The organism is Synechococcus sp. RedBA-s, from assembly GCF_024345495.1.
Classification (GTDB): Bacteria; Cyanobacteriota; Cyanobacteriia; order PCC-6307; family Cyanobiaceae; genus Regnicoccus_A.
Genome location: NZ_JAGQBF010000012.1, coordinates 62,606 through 77,239, shown reverse-complemented (window position 1 = coordinate 77,239; position 14,634 = coordinate 62,606). Strand labels below are relative to the sequence as shown.

Below are 14,634 nucleotides of genomic sequence, written 5' to 3'. Positions count from 1 at the left end.
TCCACTGAAGCCACCCCCGTGGCGCTGACCGCACCTGCGATCGGCTGATGCAAGCGGTGGGTCTACGGGCCCAACCCCTGCATCACCAGCGATAGCAATCAAGACACTGAAAGCCCCTGCTTCTGCAGGGGCTTTTTTGTTGGAACAAGCCCCAGGCCTGGCGATGGAACTGCTGCTGGGGCTGCTGGGGCTCTCGATTCCGTTTCTGAAGCTGGAGAACCAGCGCGAGCAGTGGCGGCCGCGGGCTGATACTTCCCTGCCAGGGAGCGTCCCCTACGCTCGCGACAGCGTGACGCAGCCATGGGCAGCAGCTTCGGCGATCAGTTCCGGATTCAGACCTTCGGGGAGTCCCACGGCGGCGGTGTGGGGGTGATTGTCGATGGCTGCCCGCCGCGGCTGGCCCTTGATCTGGAGGCCATTCAGGCGGAGCTGGATCGCCGTAAACCCGGCCAGAGCAAGATCACCACCCCCCGCAAGGAGGACGACCGCGTCGAGATCCTCAGCGGCCTGCTCGATGGCGTCACCCTGGGCACGCCGATCGCCATGGTGGTGCGCAACAAGGATCAGCGTCCCGGCGACTACAGCGAGATGGCGGTGGCCTTCCGGCCCTCCCACGCCGATGCCACCTACCAGGCGAAGTACGGCATCCAGGCCCGCAGCGGCGGCGGCCGGGCCTCGGCGAGGGAAACAATCGGCCGGGTGGCAGCCGGTGCCATCGCCAAGCAACTGCTCGCCCGCGCCCATGGCACCGAGGTGATCGCCTGGGTGAAGCGGATCCACACGATCGAGGCCACGATCGATCCGGCCGGCGTCACCCTTGCCGACGTGGAGTCCAACATCGTTCGGTGTCCCGATGCCGCCTGCGCCGAGCGGATGATCGAGCGCATCGAGGCGATCGGCCGCGAGGGTGATTCCTGCGGTGGCGTGATCGAATGCCTGGTGCGTCGAGCGCCGGTGGGACTGGGCATGCCGGTCTTCGACAAGCTGGAGGCGGATCTGGCCAAAGCGCTGATGTCGCTGCCGGCCACCAAGGGCTTCGAGATCGGCTCCGGCTTCGCCGGCAGCCTGCAGCGGGGCAGCGAACACAACGACGCCTTCCTGGCCACCGGTGACGGCAGCCTGCGCACCGCCACCAACAACTCCGGCGGCATCCAGGGGGGGATCAGCAACGGCGAAACCATCGTGCTGCGGGTGGCCTTCAAGCCCACCGCCACGATCCGCAAGGCCCAGCAAACTGTGACCTCCAGCGGTGAAGCCACGGTGCTGGAAGCGAAGGGCCGCCACGACCCCTGCGTGCTGCCCCGGGCGGTGCCGATGGTGGAAGCGATGGTGGCCTTGGTGCTGGCCGACCACCTGCTGCGCCAGCAGGCTCAGTGCAGCCTCTGGTGATGGGGAGCTGAGGCGTACGCCGCCACCCAGCCAGCCAGGCGCGGATCCAGGCGGGGGAGAGCCGCCGCCGCACTGAGGGGGTCGAACAGCGTGGAGCCCAGGGCCAGGGCATTGACGCCCCCCTGGAGCCAACCATCGAGGTGAGCCACCTCCAGACCACCGGCGGCGATGCAGAAGGGCAAGGGGTCCAGGGCCGCCGAGAGCGAGCCCCAGTAGCCAGGGCCCAGAGCACTGGCCGGGAAGAGCTTCACGGCGGCGCAGCCCAGCGCCACCGCCTGGTGCACCTCTGAGGGGGACAAGACCCCTGGGACCAAGTTGATTCCCAGCCGCTGGGCGCAGCTCATCAGGGACGGATCGAGAACAGGGGAGAAGGCGAAGCTGAAGCCGGCCTGCCGGGTCGCCTCCAGGGCTTGGGGGCTGCGGACCGAAGCAGCACCGAAGCGGATGGCTGGGAAGCGGAGCGTCAGCTCACGGCAGCCGTGGCTCCAGCGGCGTGAGGGGCTCCAGGCGATCTCCACATGGCGAATCCCGGCCGCGGCCAGGAGCGCGATCCGGGGAACAGCCTCCAACGGATGAAACGGGCGCAGCACCGCCAGCAGCGGCAGCGCCCGCAGTTCCTCCTGCAGCGTCAGCGACTCAGACGTACTCAGCCACTCGCACATCACTGCGGATCAGGAGCTCCTGCAGCTCTTCGGCATCGACCGTTTCCTTCTCCACCAGCATCTCGGCCAGTTCATCGAGCACCAGGCGGTTCTCGATGAGCACACGCTTGGCGCGGCGGTAGGCCTCAGCCACCAGCAGACCCACCTCCTCATCGATGGTGGCGGCGGTGTCTTCGGAGAAGTCGCGCTCAGCGGCAATGTCGCGGCCGAGGAACATGCCGCCCTGGGCACGGCCGAGGGCCACGGGGCCCAGTTTGTCGCTCATGCCGAAGCGGGTGACCATCTGGCGGGCGACACGGGCCACCTGCTGGAGGTCGTTGGAGGCTCCTGTGGTGACTTCGTCCTCGCCGTAGACGATCTCCTCAGCGACGCGACCGCCAAGGGCCACGGCCATCTGATTCTGCAGATAAGCGCGTGAATACAGGCCCGACTCCATCCTCTCCTCACTGGGGGTGAAGAAGGTGAGGCCGCCGGCCTGGCCCCTGGGAATGATGCTGATCTTCTGCACCGGGTCGTAGTCGGGCATCAGGGCGCCCACCAGGGCATGGCCCGATTCGTGATAGGCCACGAGCCGCTTGCGCTTCTCGCTCATCACGCGATCCTTCTTCTCCGGGCCGGCCATGACGCGCTCGATGGCGTCATTGACCTCATCCATCGAAACCTCGGTGAGCTGACGGCGGGCCGCCAGGATCGCAGCTTCGTTGAGCAGGTTGGCCAGATCAGCGCCGGTGAACCCGGGGGTGCGGCGGGCCACCTTGTCGAGGTCGACGTCTTTGGCCAGGGTTTTGCCGCGGGCATGGACCCCGAGAATCTGCAGACGGCCGGCGTAGTCCGGACGGTCGACCACCACCTGGCGATCGAAGCGACCCGGCCGCAGCAGTGCTGAATCGAGCACATCCGGGCGGTTGGTGGCCGCGACGATGATGACGCCGGTGTTGCCCTCGAAGCCGTCCATCTCGGTGAGCAGCTGGTTGAGGGTCTGCTCGCGCTCGTCGTTGCCGCCGCCGAGGCCTGCGCCCCGCTGGCGGCCCACCGCGTCGATCTCGTCGATAAAGACGATGCAGGGGGCGCTCTTCTTGGCCTGCTCGAACAGGTCACGCACGCGGCTGGCGCCCACACCCACGAACATCTCCACGAACTCCGAGCCGGAGATGGAGAAGAAGGGCACACCGGCCTCGCCGGCGACGGCCTTGGCCAGCAGCGTCTTGCCGGTGCCGGGAGGGCCCACCAGCAGCACACCCTTGGGGATCTTGGCTCCCACGGCCGTGAAGCGATCGGGGTTCTTGAGGAAGTCGACCACTTCGGTGAGCTCGAGCTTGGCGCCCTCAATCCCGGCCACATCACCGAAGGTGACCTGGGTCTGGGGTTCCATCTGCAGGCGGGCCTTGCTCTTGCCGAAGCTCATGGCGGGGTTGCCGCCACCGCCTTGGGCACGGCGCAGCAGGAAGAACAGACCGCCGAGAAGCAGCAGCGGGAAGAGCAGGCTGCCCACGGCCTGCTGCCAGGCCGCCGGCTCGCGGTTGGGCTGAACGGCGATGTCGACGTTGTGATCGGTCAGCAGCTTGAGCAGATCCTTGTCAGGGGCGAGGTTGACCACGGCCCGGCTGCCGTCGTTCTCCACCACCTGTGCGGTGCCCCGATCGGGTGAAATGAGCACCCGTGAGATCTGGTTCTCCTGAACCGCCTCAACGAAATCGCTGTAGCGAAGGCTTCTGGGGGCATTGGCCGGATCAGGGCGACCCAGGAAAGCGGAGCCCACCGCAATCACCACGATCGCCAGGAGCACATAGAGCCCCGCGTTGCGCCAGCGTTTTTTCAACCTGCGTGCTCCTGAGAAGGGAAGTAACAGAATGTTAACCGTCGCTGGGGGCCGTCAGGCGGACCGCAGCACCTCCACCACGCTACGAAAGGCAAACCACTCCGGGATCTCCTCACCGCTGCGCAGCATCTGCCGGAACTGGGTTCCGCTCAATTTCTTCACATGCAGCCCCCGCGCTTCGGCGTGCTCGGCCGTCACGTAGCCCTCCTCTTCGGTGTACACCAGGTTCAGGGAGGGCACCGTTTCCATGCCCAGCTCCGGTGCGTTATCTCGGGCAAAGTCCTGGGCGTCGTAGGCGCCGTAGAAATCCTCACCGCTCAAGGAGCTCTTGCAGCCCGCCATGTCGCGGCCGATGATGAAGTGGGTGCAGCCGTAGTTCTTGCGGATGATCATGTGCTGCAGCGCTTCCCGGGGCCCCGCCATGTGCATGGCGTAGGGCAGATAGGCCCAGCGGATGCGCGGGTTGGCCACCTCCGCCGCCAGCCGCTCGTAGGTCTCGAAGCGCACTTCCCCGGCAATGTCGTCCTCCTGGGTGGGGCCGCAGGTGGGATGCACCAGCACCACACCCCCCTCGCTCACATTGGTGGCGTGCAGGGCGCGGGTGAACAGCTCGTAGTGGGCCCGGTGGATCGGGTTGCGGCACTGGAAGGCCACCACGTCCTGGCCGTGGGGCAACTCGGAGCGCACCTGGGCCGGGGTGCGGCAGGGGAACACCCGCTGGGGCAGCTCCAGGCCCTGTAGGGCACCGCCGAGGTAGTAGCGCCCCCGTTCGCTGGCGATCATGCGCACCGCCGGATGCTCAAGCGACGTGGTGCCATAGCAGCCTTTGGCCTCTTTCACCTTGTCGGGCTCCCAGCGGCTCTCCACGGTGAGTACCGCCAGCTCCTGGCCCTGGTAGGTGAGCAGCAGGCGCTCGCCCACCGCCACCTCCTCCTGGTCGGTGTCGAAGATGATCGGCAGGCCGAACAGCAGCCCCGACGTGGTGCGGTATCCGGCCACCACCGCCTCGTAGTCCTCCTGGTGCATGAAGCCCAGCAGCGGCGAGAAGCCTCCCACCATCAGCAGCTCCACATCACAGGCATTGCGGTGGCTGCACTCGATCACCCGATCAATGCCTGCCTTGGCCGCCTCCCGCTGCTCCGCCGGCACGATCAGATCCACCAGCGTGCCGCCGTGGGGGGGGATCAAGCCGGTGCTGGAGCGTCCGGAGGGAGCGGCGGTGGTCATGGAGCGGCCAGCGGCAGATGGAGCCGATTGTTCCAGACCGGGCGCCAAGGGCTGGGCGTCAAAGACCTGGGCCGGCCAAAAAAAAGGCCCCTGCAGGGGCCCGATCAGAGGAAAGCCTGGGAAGGGGCTGGGCTCAGGCCTCCTCAAGGCGGCCGTAGAGCTCGCCGGTGACCTTGACATCAACGGCAACTTTGCCGCCCATGTCGGTGTCGGAGGGCTGCACCGCCGAGAACACGCCGGCGAACTCGCCGGTGACGCTGTCGACCTTGGTGATCGAGAGGTTCATGGTGCCGGTGCCATCGACGTACTGCTTGACGTTTTCCTTGTTGAGGCCTTCGTCGTCACCGGCGGGCACCAGACCGACGGCACTGCTGTAGCCGGTGGTGAGGCCACGGCCCTTGGGATCAAGGAAGTTACTGGTGCGGTAGCTGGGGGTCCGGTAGGGGCCTTCGAAATCCGTGCTGGGGCTGATGGATGATCCAACGGCCTTGGCGATCAGCTGCTTGCTGGAGAAGGTGAAGGGCACTTCCTCACCACCAGGGAGCAGAACGGTGATCGGCTGGAAATCGATGCCGCCCAGCTCCTTGAAGGTGAGCTGGTCGCCATCGATCTTGAGATCGCCGTAGACCTGATCAAGGCTGGAGGTGTAGCGGGTGAGGATCTTGCCCGCCACGAACTGAGCCTCCTGGCGCTTGTTGGCCGGTTCACCCTTCACGAACACTTCGCTGGGGTGAAGGCAGATTTCACGCAGCTGATAGCGGACGGATGGATCCAGGGGGATGGAGCCGCGGGCCGAGTCCGGAAGGGACAGGCAGTCGTTGGCCTTGCCGGTGTTGACGATGTCGTCGTAGGTGACATTGGCCCGTTCAACGGCTTTGGCACCGCCACCGCACGCTGTGACCAGCGTTAGGCAGAGCGCCAGCACAAGGGCCAGCAGGGGTCGAAAACTCATTGGGAGAAGCCGCACAAGCAGGGTGAAACCTTGGTGATGGGTGCGCCAGCGGCGATCCTACAGATGAAAAACCCGAGTCCCGATACCATGTTGCGGCTCTCAACAACCCGTAGGACGGGACGCGACACGGCAGTCATGACCGAAGGTTTCAACGCTCCCCGCGAGCCTCAGGATCCCCTGCAGGCCATGGGGGCACTGGCTCAGGACCTGCACCAGCTCGCCGAAGGGCTCGAAGGGCAGCCCGAGGTGCTGCTGACCCTGCTGCGGGAGCTGGAAACCCTGCATCGCTCGATTCAGGACGGCGCCTTCCGCCGCAGCCTGCCGGAGGACCGCCAACAGCTGTTCGCCCTGCTCAGGGCCATGGAGCGCAGCGGTGGCTGGCCCTACATCCCCCGCCTGCAGCTGCGCACCTTTATGGATCTGCTCCAGAGCGACGGCCGGCAAGGCCTTCACGAGGAGCCCCCGCTGGCGGCGTGAGCGGATCCAGCAGGGCCCCGAGGGCGCTGATGAGCTGATGGGCCACGGCGAACTTGCCGGCCGACTGGATGCGCAGCTCCCGCTCGCCCGGACCCAGCAGCCAGCCCTCATTGCTGGTCACCCCGAAGCCGGCCTGCGGTTGGTCGATCGGATTGGCGAAGAGCAGATCACAGCCCTTGCGCTGAAACTTCGCCCGCGCCTGGGGAAGCACCTCACCGGAGTGGGCGGCAAACCCCAGGATCCGTTGGCCGGCGCCGCGACGAGTCACCAGCTGGGCCAGCAGATCCGGCACCTCACACCAGCCGGCACCGAGGCTGGCGAGCAGGTCCTGCTTGCTGAGCTTCTGGAGTTCGGGTGCGGCACGGCCGTGATCGGCCACGGCCGCAGCCATGGCCACCGCATCAGCCGCCGGTTGCAGCTGCTTCAGGACCTCGCCCATGGCCGCACCGCTCTCGACGGGGTGAGCATGCAGACCTTCCAGCAGCAGCGGATCGAGGCTGAGGGGGCCGTGCACCAGGTCGACCTCAGCCCCCCGCAGGCGGGCGGCCTGGGCCAGCATCACCCCCATCCGGCCACTGCTGGGGTTGGTGAGGCAGCGGGCGGGATCCAGCCATTCGCGAGTGGGGCCGGCGCTCACCACCAGCCGCCGCCCCTCCCAGTCGCGGCGCCAGCCATGCAGGCGCAGGGTTTCCAGCCCCAGAAGCAGCTGCTGCGGATCGGCCATCCGGCCGGCCCCCTGGCGGTCGCAGGCCAGCAGACCGGCGGCGGGCCCCAGGGGCAGCACCCGCTCGAAGCCCTGCAGGTCCTGCCAGTTGCGCCGTACACCGGGGGAACGCCACATGGCCGTGTTCATGGCGGCGGCGGCCAGAACCGGGGCTTCCGTGGCCAGCAGGGTGCTGGCCAGCAGGGTGTCGCCGCTGCCCTGCACCCAGCGGGCCAGGCTGGTGGCGCTCAGAGGAGCCAGCAGCACCAGCTCGGCCCACTCGGCCAGCTCCACGTGCAGGGGGCGGGGCGCCCGGTGACTCCACTGGTCCTCGTCGAGGTGGCAGGGGGAACGGCTGAGGCTGGCCAGGGCCACCGGACTCACCAGCCGGGCGGCACTGGGGGTGAGCACACAGCGGAGCTGGGCGCCGCGCTGGACCAAGGCACTGACAAGGGCGGGCAGCTTGACGGCGGCGATGCTGCCGCTGATGGCCACCAGGATCCTGCAGCCGGCCAGGGGATCCTGCTCACTCCTCATCGAACGGTTCCTGGTCCACCAGATGCACATAAGGATGCGCCAGGTCCGGTCGATGGATCGCCAGGGCCCGGATCAGGTGCCAGTCCTGCAGGGCTTCAAAGGGGTTGGGGTAGTCGTCGTCGTCGAGGCGCTGGGCCAGCTCGGCGATGGCTGCCTCATCGAAGGCAGCCAACCGCTCAGGCGTGATCGGGGTTGCGGACACAGGGCCAGTGGAGAGAAGCACCCCTCAATTTCAGCGCATCAGGTCCACCCCTGGGCGAGGGCGGGGCGAGCGGGGAGGATCCAGAGGCGATCAACGGCGAATCAGCGGTGATAAATTGCCCCCAGGGATACCCCCTAGGGGAATTAGCTCAGCTGGTAGAGCGCTGCGATCGCACCGCAGAGGTCAGGGGTTCGAGTCCCCTATTCTCCATTTCTTTCTCTGCTGCCACCCGATCCAGTCTTCTCGATGGAACTATCGAGAGCCGCTGTTGATTAAGGAGCTGGGATTCAGTTCAACTCTTTGTGGAAACTGGAACCTGCCGAAGACACGGCATCAACCATCCGCCCCGTAGTCTTCCCACCAGAACCGCCCTGGACGTGACGGATGGTGTGGACACCCGAAGCGGAAGCCAGGCTCAAGGAAGTGCCTTTCTTCGTGCGCCCTGCCGTGCGTCGCCGCATCGAAAGCCTGGCGCTTGAGGCCTCCCTCACCAGCATCGACCTCGGCTTCTACAGCGCCGCCAAGGCCCGCTTCGGCGAGAAATAGGCGGTCTGTCCAGTGCCTGTTTGCGGGGTTCGTGATCGGCTCGGGCCCAGTGGGGCCGGGCGTTGTGGCCTGGATGGGGCCGCCAAGACCGGCCATCAGGTAAAAGAGAGGTCATTACAGGATGCCCCATCCATGTCGCAATCCAAGCGCGAGCAGGTGGTGAGTCACCTGCGCTACATCCGCCAGGAACTCCGCGAGATGCATCAGGGGGTGATGGAAGACGGCCTGCTGCCGGAGGCCGGTGAGGTACGTGGGGTGATGGCCCAGATGGAGGCGCTGCTTGAGCTACTGGAAGGCAAAGGCTCGCGCAAGAACAAGGACAGCGAAAGCTGAGCTCCGGCACCCGACTGGCAGGGGGGTCTGAAACGGTGTAAACTTGCTGCAGAAGGCTGTTGAGAACCCTGTAGGGAACGTCCAGTCCTCTTCAGTTGGCCCAGCCAGTCCCCCAGCAACGGCCCCCACGTTCTTCCATCGGCCCCTCGGTGATCCGCCCGCAGCAGACCCGGTTGCATCGTCAGGTGGTTCTGGTGGGGGATCGCCTGCGCCAGTGGGCGGAGAATCCCTGGCGGCGGCTCTCGCTGGTGCTGATCACCGGCCTGGGCGCCTTCTTCTTCGGCGGCGCGGTGGGCATGCTCACCGGGGCTCTGGACTACCTCGATCCCCTGGCGGCCTTGGTCTGCGTGCTGCCGATCGAACTCTCGATCCGCTGCCGCCGGCTACTGCTGCAGCGTCCCCAAGACCGCCTCACCCTGCAGCTGGTGGATGCGGGTCGTATCGGCCTGCTCTACGGACTGCTGCAGGAGGGCTTCAAGCTTCTCTGAGCTCATCGCCGCGGGCGGCCAGCAGATAGAGCAGGGCCATCCGCATCGGTATGCCATTGCGTACCTGCTCCGCCACCAGGCAGCGGTGGGGATCATCCAGCAGGTCGCCGCTCATCTCCACACCTCTGTTCACCGGGCCCGGGTGCAACACCGGCACTGAGGCCCCGCACAGCTTCAGGCGGGCCTGGCTGAGACCGAAGCGACGGTGGTAGCTCTCCAGGCTGGTGAGCAGGTGCTGATGCATCCGCTCCCGCTGCAGCCGCAGGGTCATCACGGCATCGGCCCCCGGCAGGGCCCGCTCCAGCTGCCGCTCAATCCGGATCGTGCCGCGCTGCACCACCGGATCCATGGCCTGACCTGGGGGCGGGGCCGCAACGAACTGGGTGAAGGCCTCGGGCAGCAGCGTGAGCGGGGCACAGAGCACCACATGGGCGCCGCAGGCGGTGAGCGCCCAGAGGTTGGAGCGCGCCACCCGCGAATGCAGCACATCGCCGACGATCACGATCGTTTTGCCGCTCAGTGCCGCCGGTGCGGGCTGCTCCGGGGCGAAGTGACGGGCGAGGGTGAACAGATCGAGCAGCCCCTGGCTGGGGTGGCTGTGCAGTCCATCGCCGCCGTTGAGCACCGCCACCGGCCGGCCGCCGCTGCGCCTTTCACGGTCGAGGTCGCGGGCCAGGGCCGCCGGAACACCGGCGCAGCGATGGCGCACCACCAGCACATCGGCGCCCATGGCCACGTAGGTGAGGGCGGTGTCGAGCAGGCTCTCGCCTTTGCTCAGGGAGCTGGAGGAGGGGGAGAAGCTCTGGACATCGGCCGAGAGGCGGCGGGCCGCCAGCTCGAAGCTGCTGCGGGTGCGGGTGCTGGGCTCGAAGAACAGACTGACGACCTGCCGGCCCTGCAGGGCGGGCAGCTTGCGGGAGCCGCTCACGGGCATCACCCGGAAGCGCTGGGCCAGCTCCAGCACGGTGGCGAAATCCTCGAGGCTGAAGGCCGCCAGATCGATCAGGTGCCGGTGGGACCAGCCGCTCACGGCTCCAGCTCCGCTGCTGCCGCCGCAGGCAGCAGGGCGGCTGGATCCAGGGCCAGGCCGCGGGCCCAGGTGCGGTCGCCGCGGGCCCGGCGGCTGACGCTGCGGCTGGCCCTGAGGTACCAGCGCCAGGGCAGCTCCAGCGCCCGGCTGATACCGATGCGGGTGGTGGTGACCAGCGGGATCTGGCCCTGCATCTCCTGCTGCTGCCACCAGGCCAGCAGGGCCGGCGGCCGCGGCGCCAGCCACACCCCGGAGGTTCCATCCAGCGGCTGGCTGTCGTGGCGGCGATCGAGGCCGAAGCGGCGCGCCAGCAGGGCGGGGCCAGCGGCGATGCGTTCGGGCTCACCCGCCAGGGCCACGGCCCTCAGCAGGACACCGTTGGCCCAGCCCTCACGGTCGGTGACCACATTCACGCAGTGATGGATGCCATGACTGACGTAAACGTAGAAGCGCCCCGGCGGGCCGAACAGGGTTTCGTTGGAGGGGGAGCGGCGGCGGTGGCCATGGCAGGCGGGCTCGCTCTGGCAGTAGGCCTCGGTCTCCACCACCAGGCCCCGGAGCCAGCGCCCATCCTCGAAGCGGCGCAGCAGCTGACAGCCCACCAGATCCGGCCCCACCAGATGGGCGCCCCGCGCAAAGAAGGCGGGCGTCAGCAGATCGACACTCCCAGCTCCAGGGCTGGCCCCAGGGGCGGGCCCGCTGGCGAAAGCCGCCAGAGTGGGCTTCACCGCTCCTTCAACGGGTCGGTTCCTGGAACTCTGTCGCGTCTGTTTCGTGTCCAACGCTCTCTCCGGCTTCAATCTCGGCACCGTGCTGCTGCTCGGCAGCGGTCTGTTCTGCCTGACAACCCTCTACTTCGGCACCCGTGGTGGGTATTACGACAGCGACGACTACGACGGCAACGGCACCGCCCACTGAACCTGAGCTCCAGCTTCAGGAGCTGGAGCTTCGCTCAGCTCAACCCTGGCGATGCAACTGCTCCGATTCGGGGCAGTCTTCGGCGGTTTCGAGATCCTCGGCCCTGGCGGTGCGGCTGAAGAAAGCCAGGCGGGTGCTCACCGCTCCGATCGAATCGAGGCGAACACTCTCCTCCCAGCTGTGCAGTTCGTCATCGTCCTCCTCGTCGTAGCGCAGGGTGACCAGATCGCCGGCGATCTCCACCACCAGAGCCTGCTCGATCCAGCGCTGCTGATCGCGCAGGAACACCCAGACCGGTCGCTTCTCGCTGCAGAACTGATCCAGCTTGCGGTGCAGCATCCTGAGTTCCGGCTCCAGCGGGCCGAGTGCGGATCGGGGCCCGGATGTCGTCAATCCTAGGGATACTTCAGGGGTTCCATCGTTTCGGCCCCGTCGCCGAGCTGCCACCGGTGACGATCTCCTCGCCCCAGACCACAGCGCCGGCCGGCAGCCCGCTGCCGGGCCCCGCCGCCAGCGTGGAGGCGATCCGGCTGCAGCTGCGCAGCTGGCCCGAGGTGGAGGAGTATCTCCAGGGCTGCAGGGGCGTGATCGTGCCCCTGGGCTCCACCGAGCAGCACGGCCCCACCGGCGCCATCGGCACCGATGCCCTCACCGCCGAAGCGGTGGCCCTGGAGGTGGGGCGCCGCACCGGTGTGCTGGTCACCCCCGCCCAGGCCTTCGGCATGGCCGAGCATCACCTGGGCTTCGCGGGCACCATCAGCCTCCAGCCCTCCACGCTGCTGGCCGTGATCCACGACGTGGTGCTCTCGCTGGCCCGCCATGGCTTCGAGCGGATCTTCGTGATCAACGGCCATGGCGGCAACATCGCCACCACCCGCGCCGCCTTTGCCGAGGCCTACGCCACTGCCGCCAGCCGGGGGCTGGCGGGGGCTCCTGAGCTGCGCTGCCAACTGGCCAACTGGTTCATGGCCGGGCCGGTGATGCGTGAGGCGCGTGAGCGCTACGGCAAGCGGGAAGGGCAGCACGCCACCCCCAGCGAGATCGCCCTCACCCTTCACCTGGAACCGAGCCTGGCGGCCAAGCAGCGGCCCCTGCCGGAGCCGGCGCCCGCCGGGCCGATCCACGGGCCGGAGGATTTCCGCCGGCGCCACCCCGACGGGCGGATGGGCTCCGACCCCTACCTCGCCAGCGCCGAGGACGGCCAACGCTTCCTCGAGCTGGCCGCCGAGGCCCTCAGCGCCGATCTGGAGACCTTCCTGAGCGAATGAGACCAGGGCGACTGGGCTGCTGCCGCTAGGTTCAGCCCAGACGAGCAACAGCGCTTCGATGGGCAAGATTTCCTCCGACGACGTGCACAAGGTGGCCCAGCTGGCTCGCCTGGATCTGCCTGAGGCCAAGATCGCCACCTACACCGGCCAGCTGGAGCGGATCCTCGAGTACGTGGCGCACCTGGAGCAGGTGGACACCGAGGGGGTTCCCCCCACCACCCGGGCGGTGGAGGTGGTCAATGTGACCCGCGGCGATGCGGTGGAGCCAACGCCCGTGCGCGAGCAGTTGCTGGAGCTGGCCCCCCAGCGCGAGGGCGATTTCTTCCGGGTGCCCCAGATCCTCACCAGCTGAAGCCAACTGGCTGCCTGGCCTCAGCCGGCGGAGGAGCGCGGCACCGGTGAGACAGCGGTGCGGTGCAGCAGCGAGATCAGGTGGCGGCGGGAGCGGGACGTAGGCATCAGCGCGGCGATCGGGCGCAGGCGGCTGCGGCGGCGTTTGTGGCTGCGGATGCCCAGGAAGATGTCATAGAGGAAGTTGATGCCGTCGTGGGGGGTTTCGAACAGCCCCAGCCGCTGGGGCGACCCCTTGGCCTCCAGCAGTGGTTGGGTGGCCCGGTAGGCCGGTTGATACTCAAACCAGGGAATGGACGGCCAGAGGTGATGGATCAGGTGGTAGTTCTGCCCCATGATCAGCCAGTTCATCAGCCGACTGGGATAGACCCTGGCGTTATGCCAGCGGTTGCGCGACTTGAAGGGGCGGTGGGGAAGGTAATCAAAGAACAGCCCGAGGGTGACGCCCACCATCAGAGCTGGCGCGAACCAGCAGTTGAAGATGAACGGCTCAAAGTTGAATTTGAAGGCGGCCAGCACAATCGAAATGAAAATTGCGCGGGCCACGCCCCACTCCAGTAACTCCCATTTACGCCAGAGGCGATGGCGGAAGAAGAAAACTTCGTGATAAAAGAAGCGCGGGGCGATCAGCCATAGCGGCCCGAAGGTGGAGACGATGTGATCGGGGTCGCGCTTCGGATCATTGACGTGGGCGTGGTGCTGCAGATGCACCCGGGTGAACACAGGAAAGCTGAAGCCCAGCAGCAGCGCGGCACCATGGCCCATCAGCGCATTCCAGAAGCGGCTGGGGTGGGCGGCGTTGTGGCAGGCGTCGTGGATGACGGTGCCCTCCAGGTGCAGGGCCAGGAAACCCAGGCCCAGCAGCAGCGGTAGCGGCCACTGGGGCACGAACCAGCCCCAGATGGTGAGCGCCGCCAGCCCGTAGCCGCCAAGAAACAGACCCACGGTGGGGTTCCAGGCCGCGGGTGGATCGAGGAACTCCTTCGGCACCGAGCGGATGGAGGCGCCTGAGGGCGAAGGATCGATGGCAGGTTCCGGCGACAGGGCCAACATTTGGGTCATCGCCGCAGACCACGCCTCAACAAACGGCTCCCCACCTTACGGGCACCAGCCAGGCTGCTGCCGGGCCAGCACGGGCAGGCGCAAGCTCACCAGCCAGGAACAGGGCGCCGGAGAGCAAGGTGCCCAGCAGCCGGCCGGCCGCATTGGCCATGTAATAGAAGCCCACGTTGAGGCTCACCGATTCGGCATCGGTGTAGGCCAGCACCATGGAGCTGTTGATCGAGGAATTCATAGCGAACACCGCACCGAAAGGCCGCCAGGCCCACCACCAGCGCCACCCCGGGATTACCCACCTCGCGCCACAGGCTGATGACGATCAGGCCGGGGATGGCCGTCAACACGGCGCTCCAGAACTGCACAGCAGACGCCCCTGGTGGGCCACTTATGCCCCAGCTGCGCCGCAGGGCCGGCACTGAGGCCTGAATGATCCCGTAGCCGATCACCCAGAGGCCCAGGGCGCCACCCACCTCCCAGTACTTCCAACCCAGGGCCGCCTGCAGGAACACCGGCGGGGCCACCACGAACCAGACATCACGGGCGCCGGGACCCCTCAGGAAAGTTGTCTGCTCGGGGTGCGCTGCTTGCCAGGCGACCACCAAGGTCAACCCTGACGATCCGCGCTGATCGCGGTTTGGAGGTGATCAACCCCTGGAACACCGCACGACCGCTC

Annotated in this window: 18 protein-coding genes, 1 tRNA gene and 1 pseudogene; 9 read left to right on the top strand and 11 right to left on the bottom strand. The window is 67.4% G+C overall.

Annotation, left to right across the window (positions count from 1 at the left end; genetic code table 11):
• Positions 1-300: 300 nt before the first annotated feature.
• The gene (gene aroC / locus KBY67_RS06925; protein ID WP_255110125.1) at positions 301-1,389 is read left to right on the top strand and encodes a chorismate synthase; all 1,089 of its coding nucleotides are present in this window, start codon (positions 301-303) and stop codon (positions 1,387-1,389) included.
• Here the strand turns inward: aroC and KBY67_RS06920 are convergent.
• The 4 genes from KBY67_RS06920 to psbO form a co-directional block, all read right to left on the bottom strand.
• Complete coding sequence (locus KBY67_RS06920; protein ID WP_255110123.1) at positions 1,371-2,051, bottom strand: bifunctional 4-hydroxy-2-oxoglutarate aldolase/2-dehydro-3-deoxy-phosphogluconate aldolase; 681 nt, start codon at positions 2,049-2,051, stop codon at positions 1,371-1,373. The genes aroC and KBY67_RS06920 overlap by 19 nt on opposite strands.
• A complete protein-coding gene (gene ftsH3 / locus KBY67_RS06915; protein WP_255110121.1) occupies positions 2,026-3,870 on the bottom strand; it encodes an ATP-dependent zinc metalloprotease FtsH3 in 1,845 nt (614 codons plus the stop codon). The genes KBY67_RS06920 and ftsH3 overlap by 26 nt, the downstream gene beginning before the upstream one ends.
• Positions 3,871-3,924: 54 nt before the next feature.
• Positions 3,925-5,097 carry a sulfate adenylyltransferase gene (gene sat / locus KBY67_RS06910; protein ID WP_255110119.1) on the bottom strand — a complete coding sequence of 391 codons (1,173 nt, stop codon included), beginning with the start codon at positions 5,095-5,097 and terminating at the stop codon, positions 3,925-3,927.
• Between the two features lie 133 nt (positions 5,098-5,230).
• Positions 5,231-6,049: a photosystem II manganese-stabilizing polypeptide gene (gene psbO, locus KBY67_RS06905; protein WP_255110117.1), complete on the bottom strand. Its 819-nt coding sequence runs from the start codon at positions 6,047-6,049 to the stop codon at positions 5,231-5,233.
• A 186-nt stretch (positions 6,050-6,235) separates the two neighbouring features.
• Here psbO and KBY67_RS06900 point away from each other — a divergent pair, with 186 nt between their 5' ends.
• On the top strand, positions 6,236-6,526 hold the full coding sequence (locus KBY67_RS06900) for a hypothetical protein (protein WP_255110141.1): 291 nt from the start codon (positions 6,236-6,238) through the stop codon (positions 6,524-6,526).
• Here the strand turns inward: KBY67_RS06900 and coaBC are convergent.
• Together coaBC and KBY67_RS06890 are read right to left on the bottom strand one after the other, a co-directional pair.
• Positions 6,462-7,766 (bottom strand): bifunctional phosphopantothenoylcysteine decarboxylase/phosphopantothenate--cysteine ligase CoaBC, encoded by a 1,305-nt coding sequence (gene coaBC / locus KBY67_RS06895; protein ID WP_255110115.1) that lies wholly within the window; start codon positions 7,764-7,766, stop codon positions 6,462-6,464. The two genes, KBY67_RS06900 and coaBC, sit on opposite strands and share 65 nt — an antisense overlap.
• A complete protein-coding gene (locus KBY67_RS06890; RefSeq protein WP_255110113.1) occupies positions 7,756-7,968 on the bottom strand; it encodes a DUF2555 domain-containing protein in 213 nt (70 codons plus the stop codon). Before KBY67_RS06890 ends, coaBC begins: the two co-directional genes overlap by 11 nt.
• 137 nt (positions 7,969-8,105) lie before the next feature.
• On the opposite strand from KBY67_RS06890, the gene KBY67_RS06885 reads away from it, so the two are divergent.
• The 4 genes from KBY67_RS06885 to KBY67_RS06870 all read left to right on the top strand — a co-directional run bounded on the left by KBY67_RS06885 (position 8,106) and on the right by KBY67_RS06870 (position 9,335).
• Positions 8,106-8,178, top strand: a tRNA-Ala gene (locus KBY67_RS06885).
• Between the two features lie 174 nt (positions 8,179-8,352).
• On the top strand, positions 8,353-8,514 hold the full coding sequence (locus KBY67_RS06880; RefSeq protein WP_255110111.1) for a PCP reductase family protein: 162 nt from the start codon (positions 8,353-8,355) through the stop codon (positions 8,512-8,514).
• Between the two features lie 132 nt (positions 8,515-8,646).
• Positions 8,647-8,847: a hypothetical protein gene (locus tag KBY67_RS06875; RefSeq protein WP_006172336.1), complete on the top strand. Its 201-nt coding sequence runs from the start codon at positions 8,647-8,649 to the stop codon at positions 8,845-8,847.
• A 95-nt stretch (positions 8,848-8,942) separates the two neighbouring features.
• Entirely contained in the window at positions 8,943-9,335 is a 393-nt protein-coding gene (locus KBY67_RS06870) for a DUF565 domain-containing protein (protein WP_255110109.1), read from the top strand.
• On the opposite strand, the gene KBY67_RS06865 is transcribed toward KBY67_RS06870, so the two are convergent.
• Both KBY67_RS06865 and KBY67_RS06860 read right to left on the bottom strand, forming a co-directional pair.
• Positions 9,322-10,365 carry an aspartate carbamoyltransferase catalytic subunit gene (locus KBY67_RS06865; RefSeq protein ID WP_255110107.1) on the bottom strand — a complete coding sequence of 348 codons (1,044 nt, stop codon included), beginning with the start codon at positions 10,363-10,365 and terminating at the stop codon, positions 9,322-9,324. The two genes, KBY67_RS06870 and KBY67_RS06865, sit on opposite strands and share 14 nt — an antisense overlap.
• Complete coding sequence (locus tag KBY67_RS06860) at positions 10,362-11,021, bottom strand: DNA-3-methyladenine glycosylase (RefSeq protein ID WP_255110139.1); 660 nt, start codon at positions 11,019-11,021, stop codon at positions 10,362-10,364. Before KBY67_RS06860 ends, KBY67_RS06865 begins: the two co-directional genes overlap by 4 nt.
• A gap of 118 nt (positions 11,022-11,139) precedes the next feature.
• Between KBY67_RS06860 and KBY67_RS06855 the strand changes: the two genes are divergently transcribed.
• Positions 11,140-11,283 (top strand): hypothetical protein, encoded by a 144-nt coding sequence (locus KBY67_RS06855; RefSeq protein WP_255110105.1) that lies wholly within the window; start codon positions 11,140-11,142, stop codon positions 11,281-11,283.
• Between the two features lie 39 nt (positions 11,284-11,322).
• Here KBY67_RS06855 and KBY67_RS06850 read toward each other — a convergent pair whose 3' ends face one another.
• Positions 11,323-11,622: a DUF6679 family protein gene (locus tag KBY67_RS06850; protein ID WP_255110103.1), complete on the bottom strand. Its 300-nt coding sequence runs from the start codon at positions 11,620-11,622 to the stop codon at positions 11,323-11,325.
• Positions 11,623-11,732: 110 nt separating this feature from the next.
• On the opposite strand from KBY67_RS06850, the gene KBY67_RS06845 reads away from it, so the two are divergent.
• Positions 11,733-12,551 carry a creatininase family protein gene (locus tag KBY67_RS06845; protein WP_255110101.1) on the top strand — a complete coding sequence of 273 codons (819 nt, stop codon included), beginning with the start codon at positions 11,733-11,735 and terminating at the stop codon, positions 12,549-12,551.
• Between the two features lie 58 nt (positions 12,552-12,609).
• On the top strand, positions 12,610-12,903 hold the full coding sequence (gene gatC, locus KBY67_RS06840) for an Asp-tRNA(Asn)/Glu-tRNA(Gln) amidotransferase subunit GatC (RefSeq protein WP_255110099.1): 294 nt from the start codon (positions 12,610-12,612) through the stop codon (positions 12,901-12,903).
• Between the two features lie 20 nt (positions 12,904-12,923).
• On the opposite strand, the gene crtR is transcribed toward gatC, so the two are convergent.
• The gene (gene crtR / locus KBY67_RS06835) at positions 12,924-13,964 is read right to left on the bottom strand and encodes a beta-carotene hydroxylase (RefSeq protein ID WP_399214072.1); all 1,041 of its coding nucleotides are present in this window, start codon (positions 13,962-13,964) and stop codon (positions 12,924-12,926) included.
• Positions 13,965-13,980: 16 nt separating this feature from the next.
• Positions 13,981-14,506: pseudogene (locus KBY67_RS06830) on the bottom strand (MFS transporter); the annotation flags it as partial.
• Positions 14,507-14,634 lie beyond the last annotated feature (128 nt).

Coding starts and splice junctions, on each gene's coding strand:
- aroC (WP_255110125.1), top strand. CDS start 301: ATGGGCAGCAGCTTCGGCGATCAGTTCCGGATTCAGACCTTCGGGGAG.
- sat (WP_255110119.1), bottom strand. CDS start 5,097: ATGACCACCGCCGCTCCCTCCGGACGCTCCAGCACCGGCTTGATCCCC.
- KBY67_RS06920 (WP_255110123.1), bottom strand. CDS start 2,051: ATGTGCGAGTGGCTGAGTACGTCTGAGTCGCTGACGCTGCAGGAGGAA.
- gatC (WP_255110099.1), top strand. CDS start 12,610: ATGGGCAAGATTTCCTCCGACGACGTGCACAAGGTGGCCCAGCTGGCT.
- KBY67_RS06850 (WP_255110103.1), bottom strand. CDS start 11,622: ATGCTGCACCGCAAGCTGGATCAGTTCTGCAGCGAGAAGCGACCGGTC.
- crtR (WP_399214072.1), bottom strand. CDS start 13,964: ATGACCCAAATGTTGGCCCTGTCGCCGGAACCTGCCATCGATCCTTCG.
- KBY67_RS06875 (WP_006172336.1), top strand. CDS start 8,647: ATGTCGCAATCCAAGCGCGAGCAGGTGGTGAGTCACCTGCGCTACATC.
- KBY67_RS06880 (WP_255110111.1), top strand. CDS start 8,353: ATGGTGTGGACACCCGAAGCGGAAGCCAGGCTCAAGGAAGTGCCTTTC.
- coaBC (WP_255110115.1), bottom strand. CDS start 7,766: ATGAGGAGTGAGCAGGATCCCCTGGCCGGCTGCAGGATCCTGGTGGCC.
- psbO (WP_255110117.1), bottom strand. CDS start 6,049: ATGAGTTTTCGACCCCTGCTGGCCCTTGTGCTGGCGCTCTGCCTAACG.
- KBY67_RS06900 (WP_255110141.1), top strand. CDS start 6,236: ATGGGGGCACTGGCTCAGGACCTGCACCAGCTCGCCGAAGGGCTCGAA.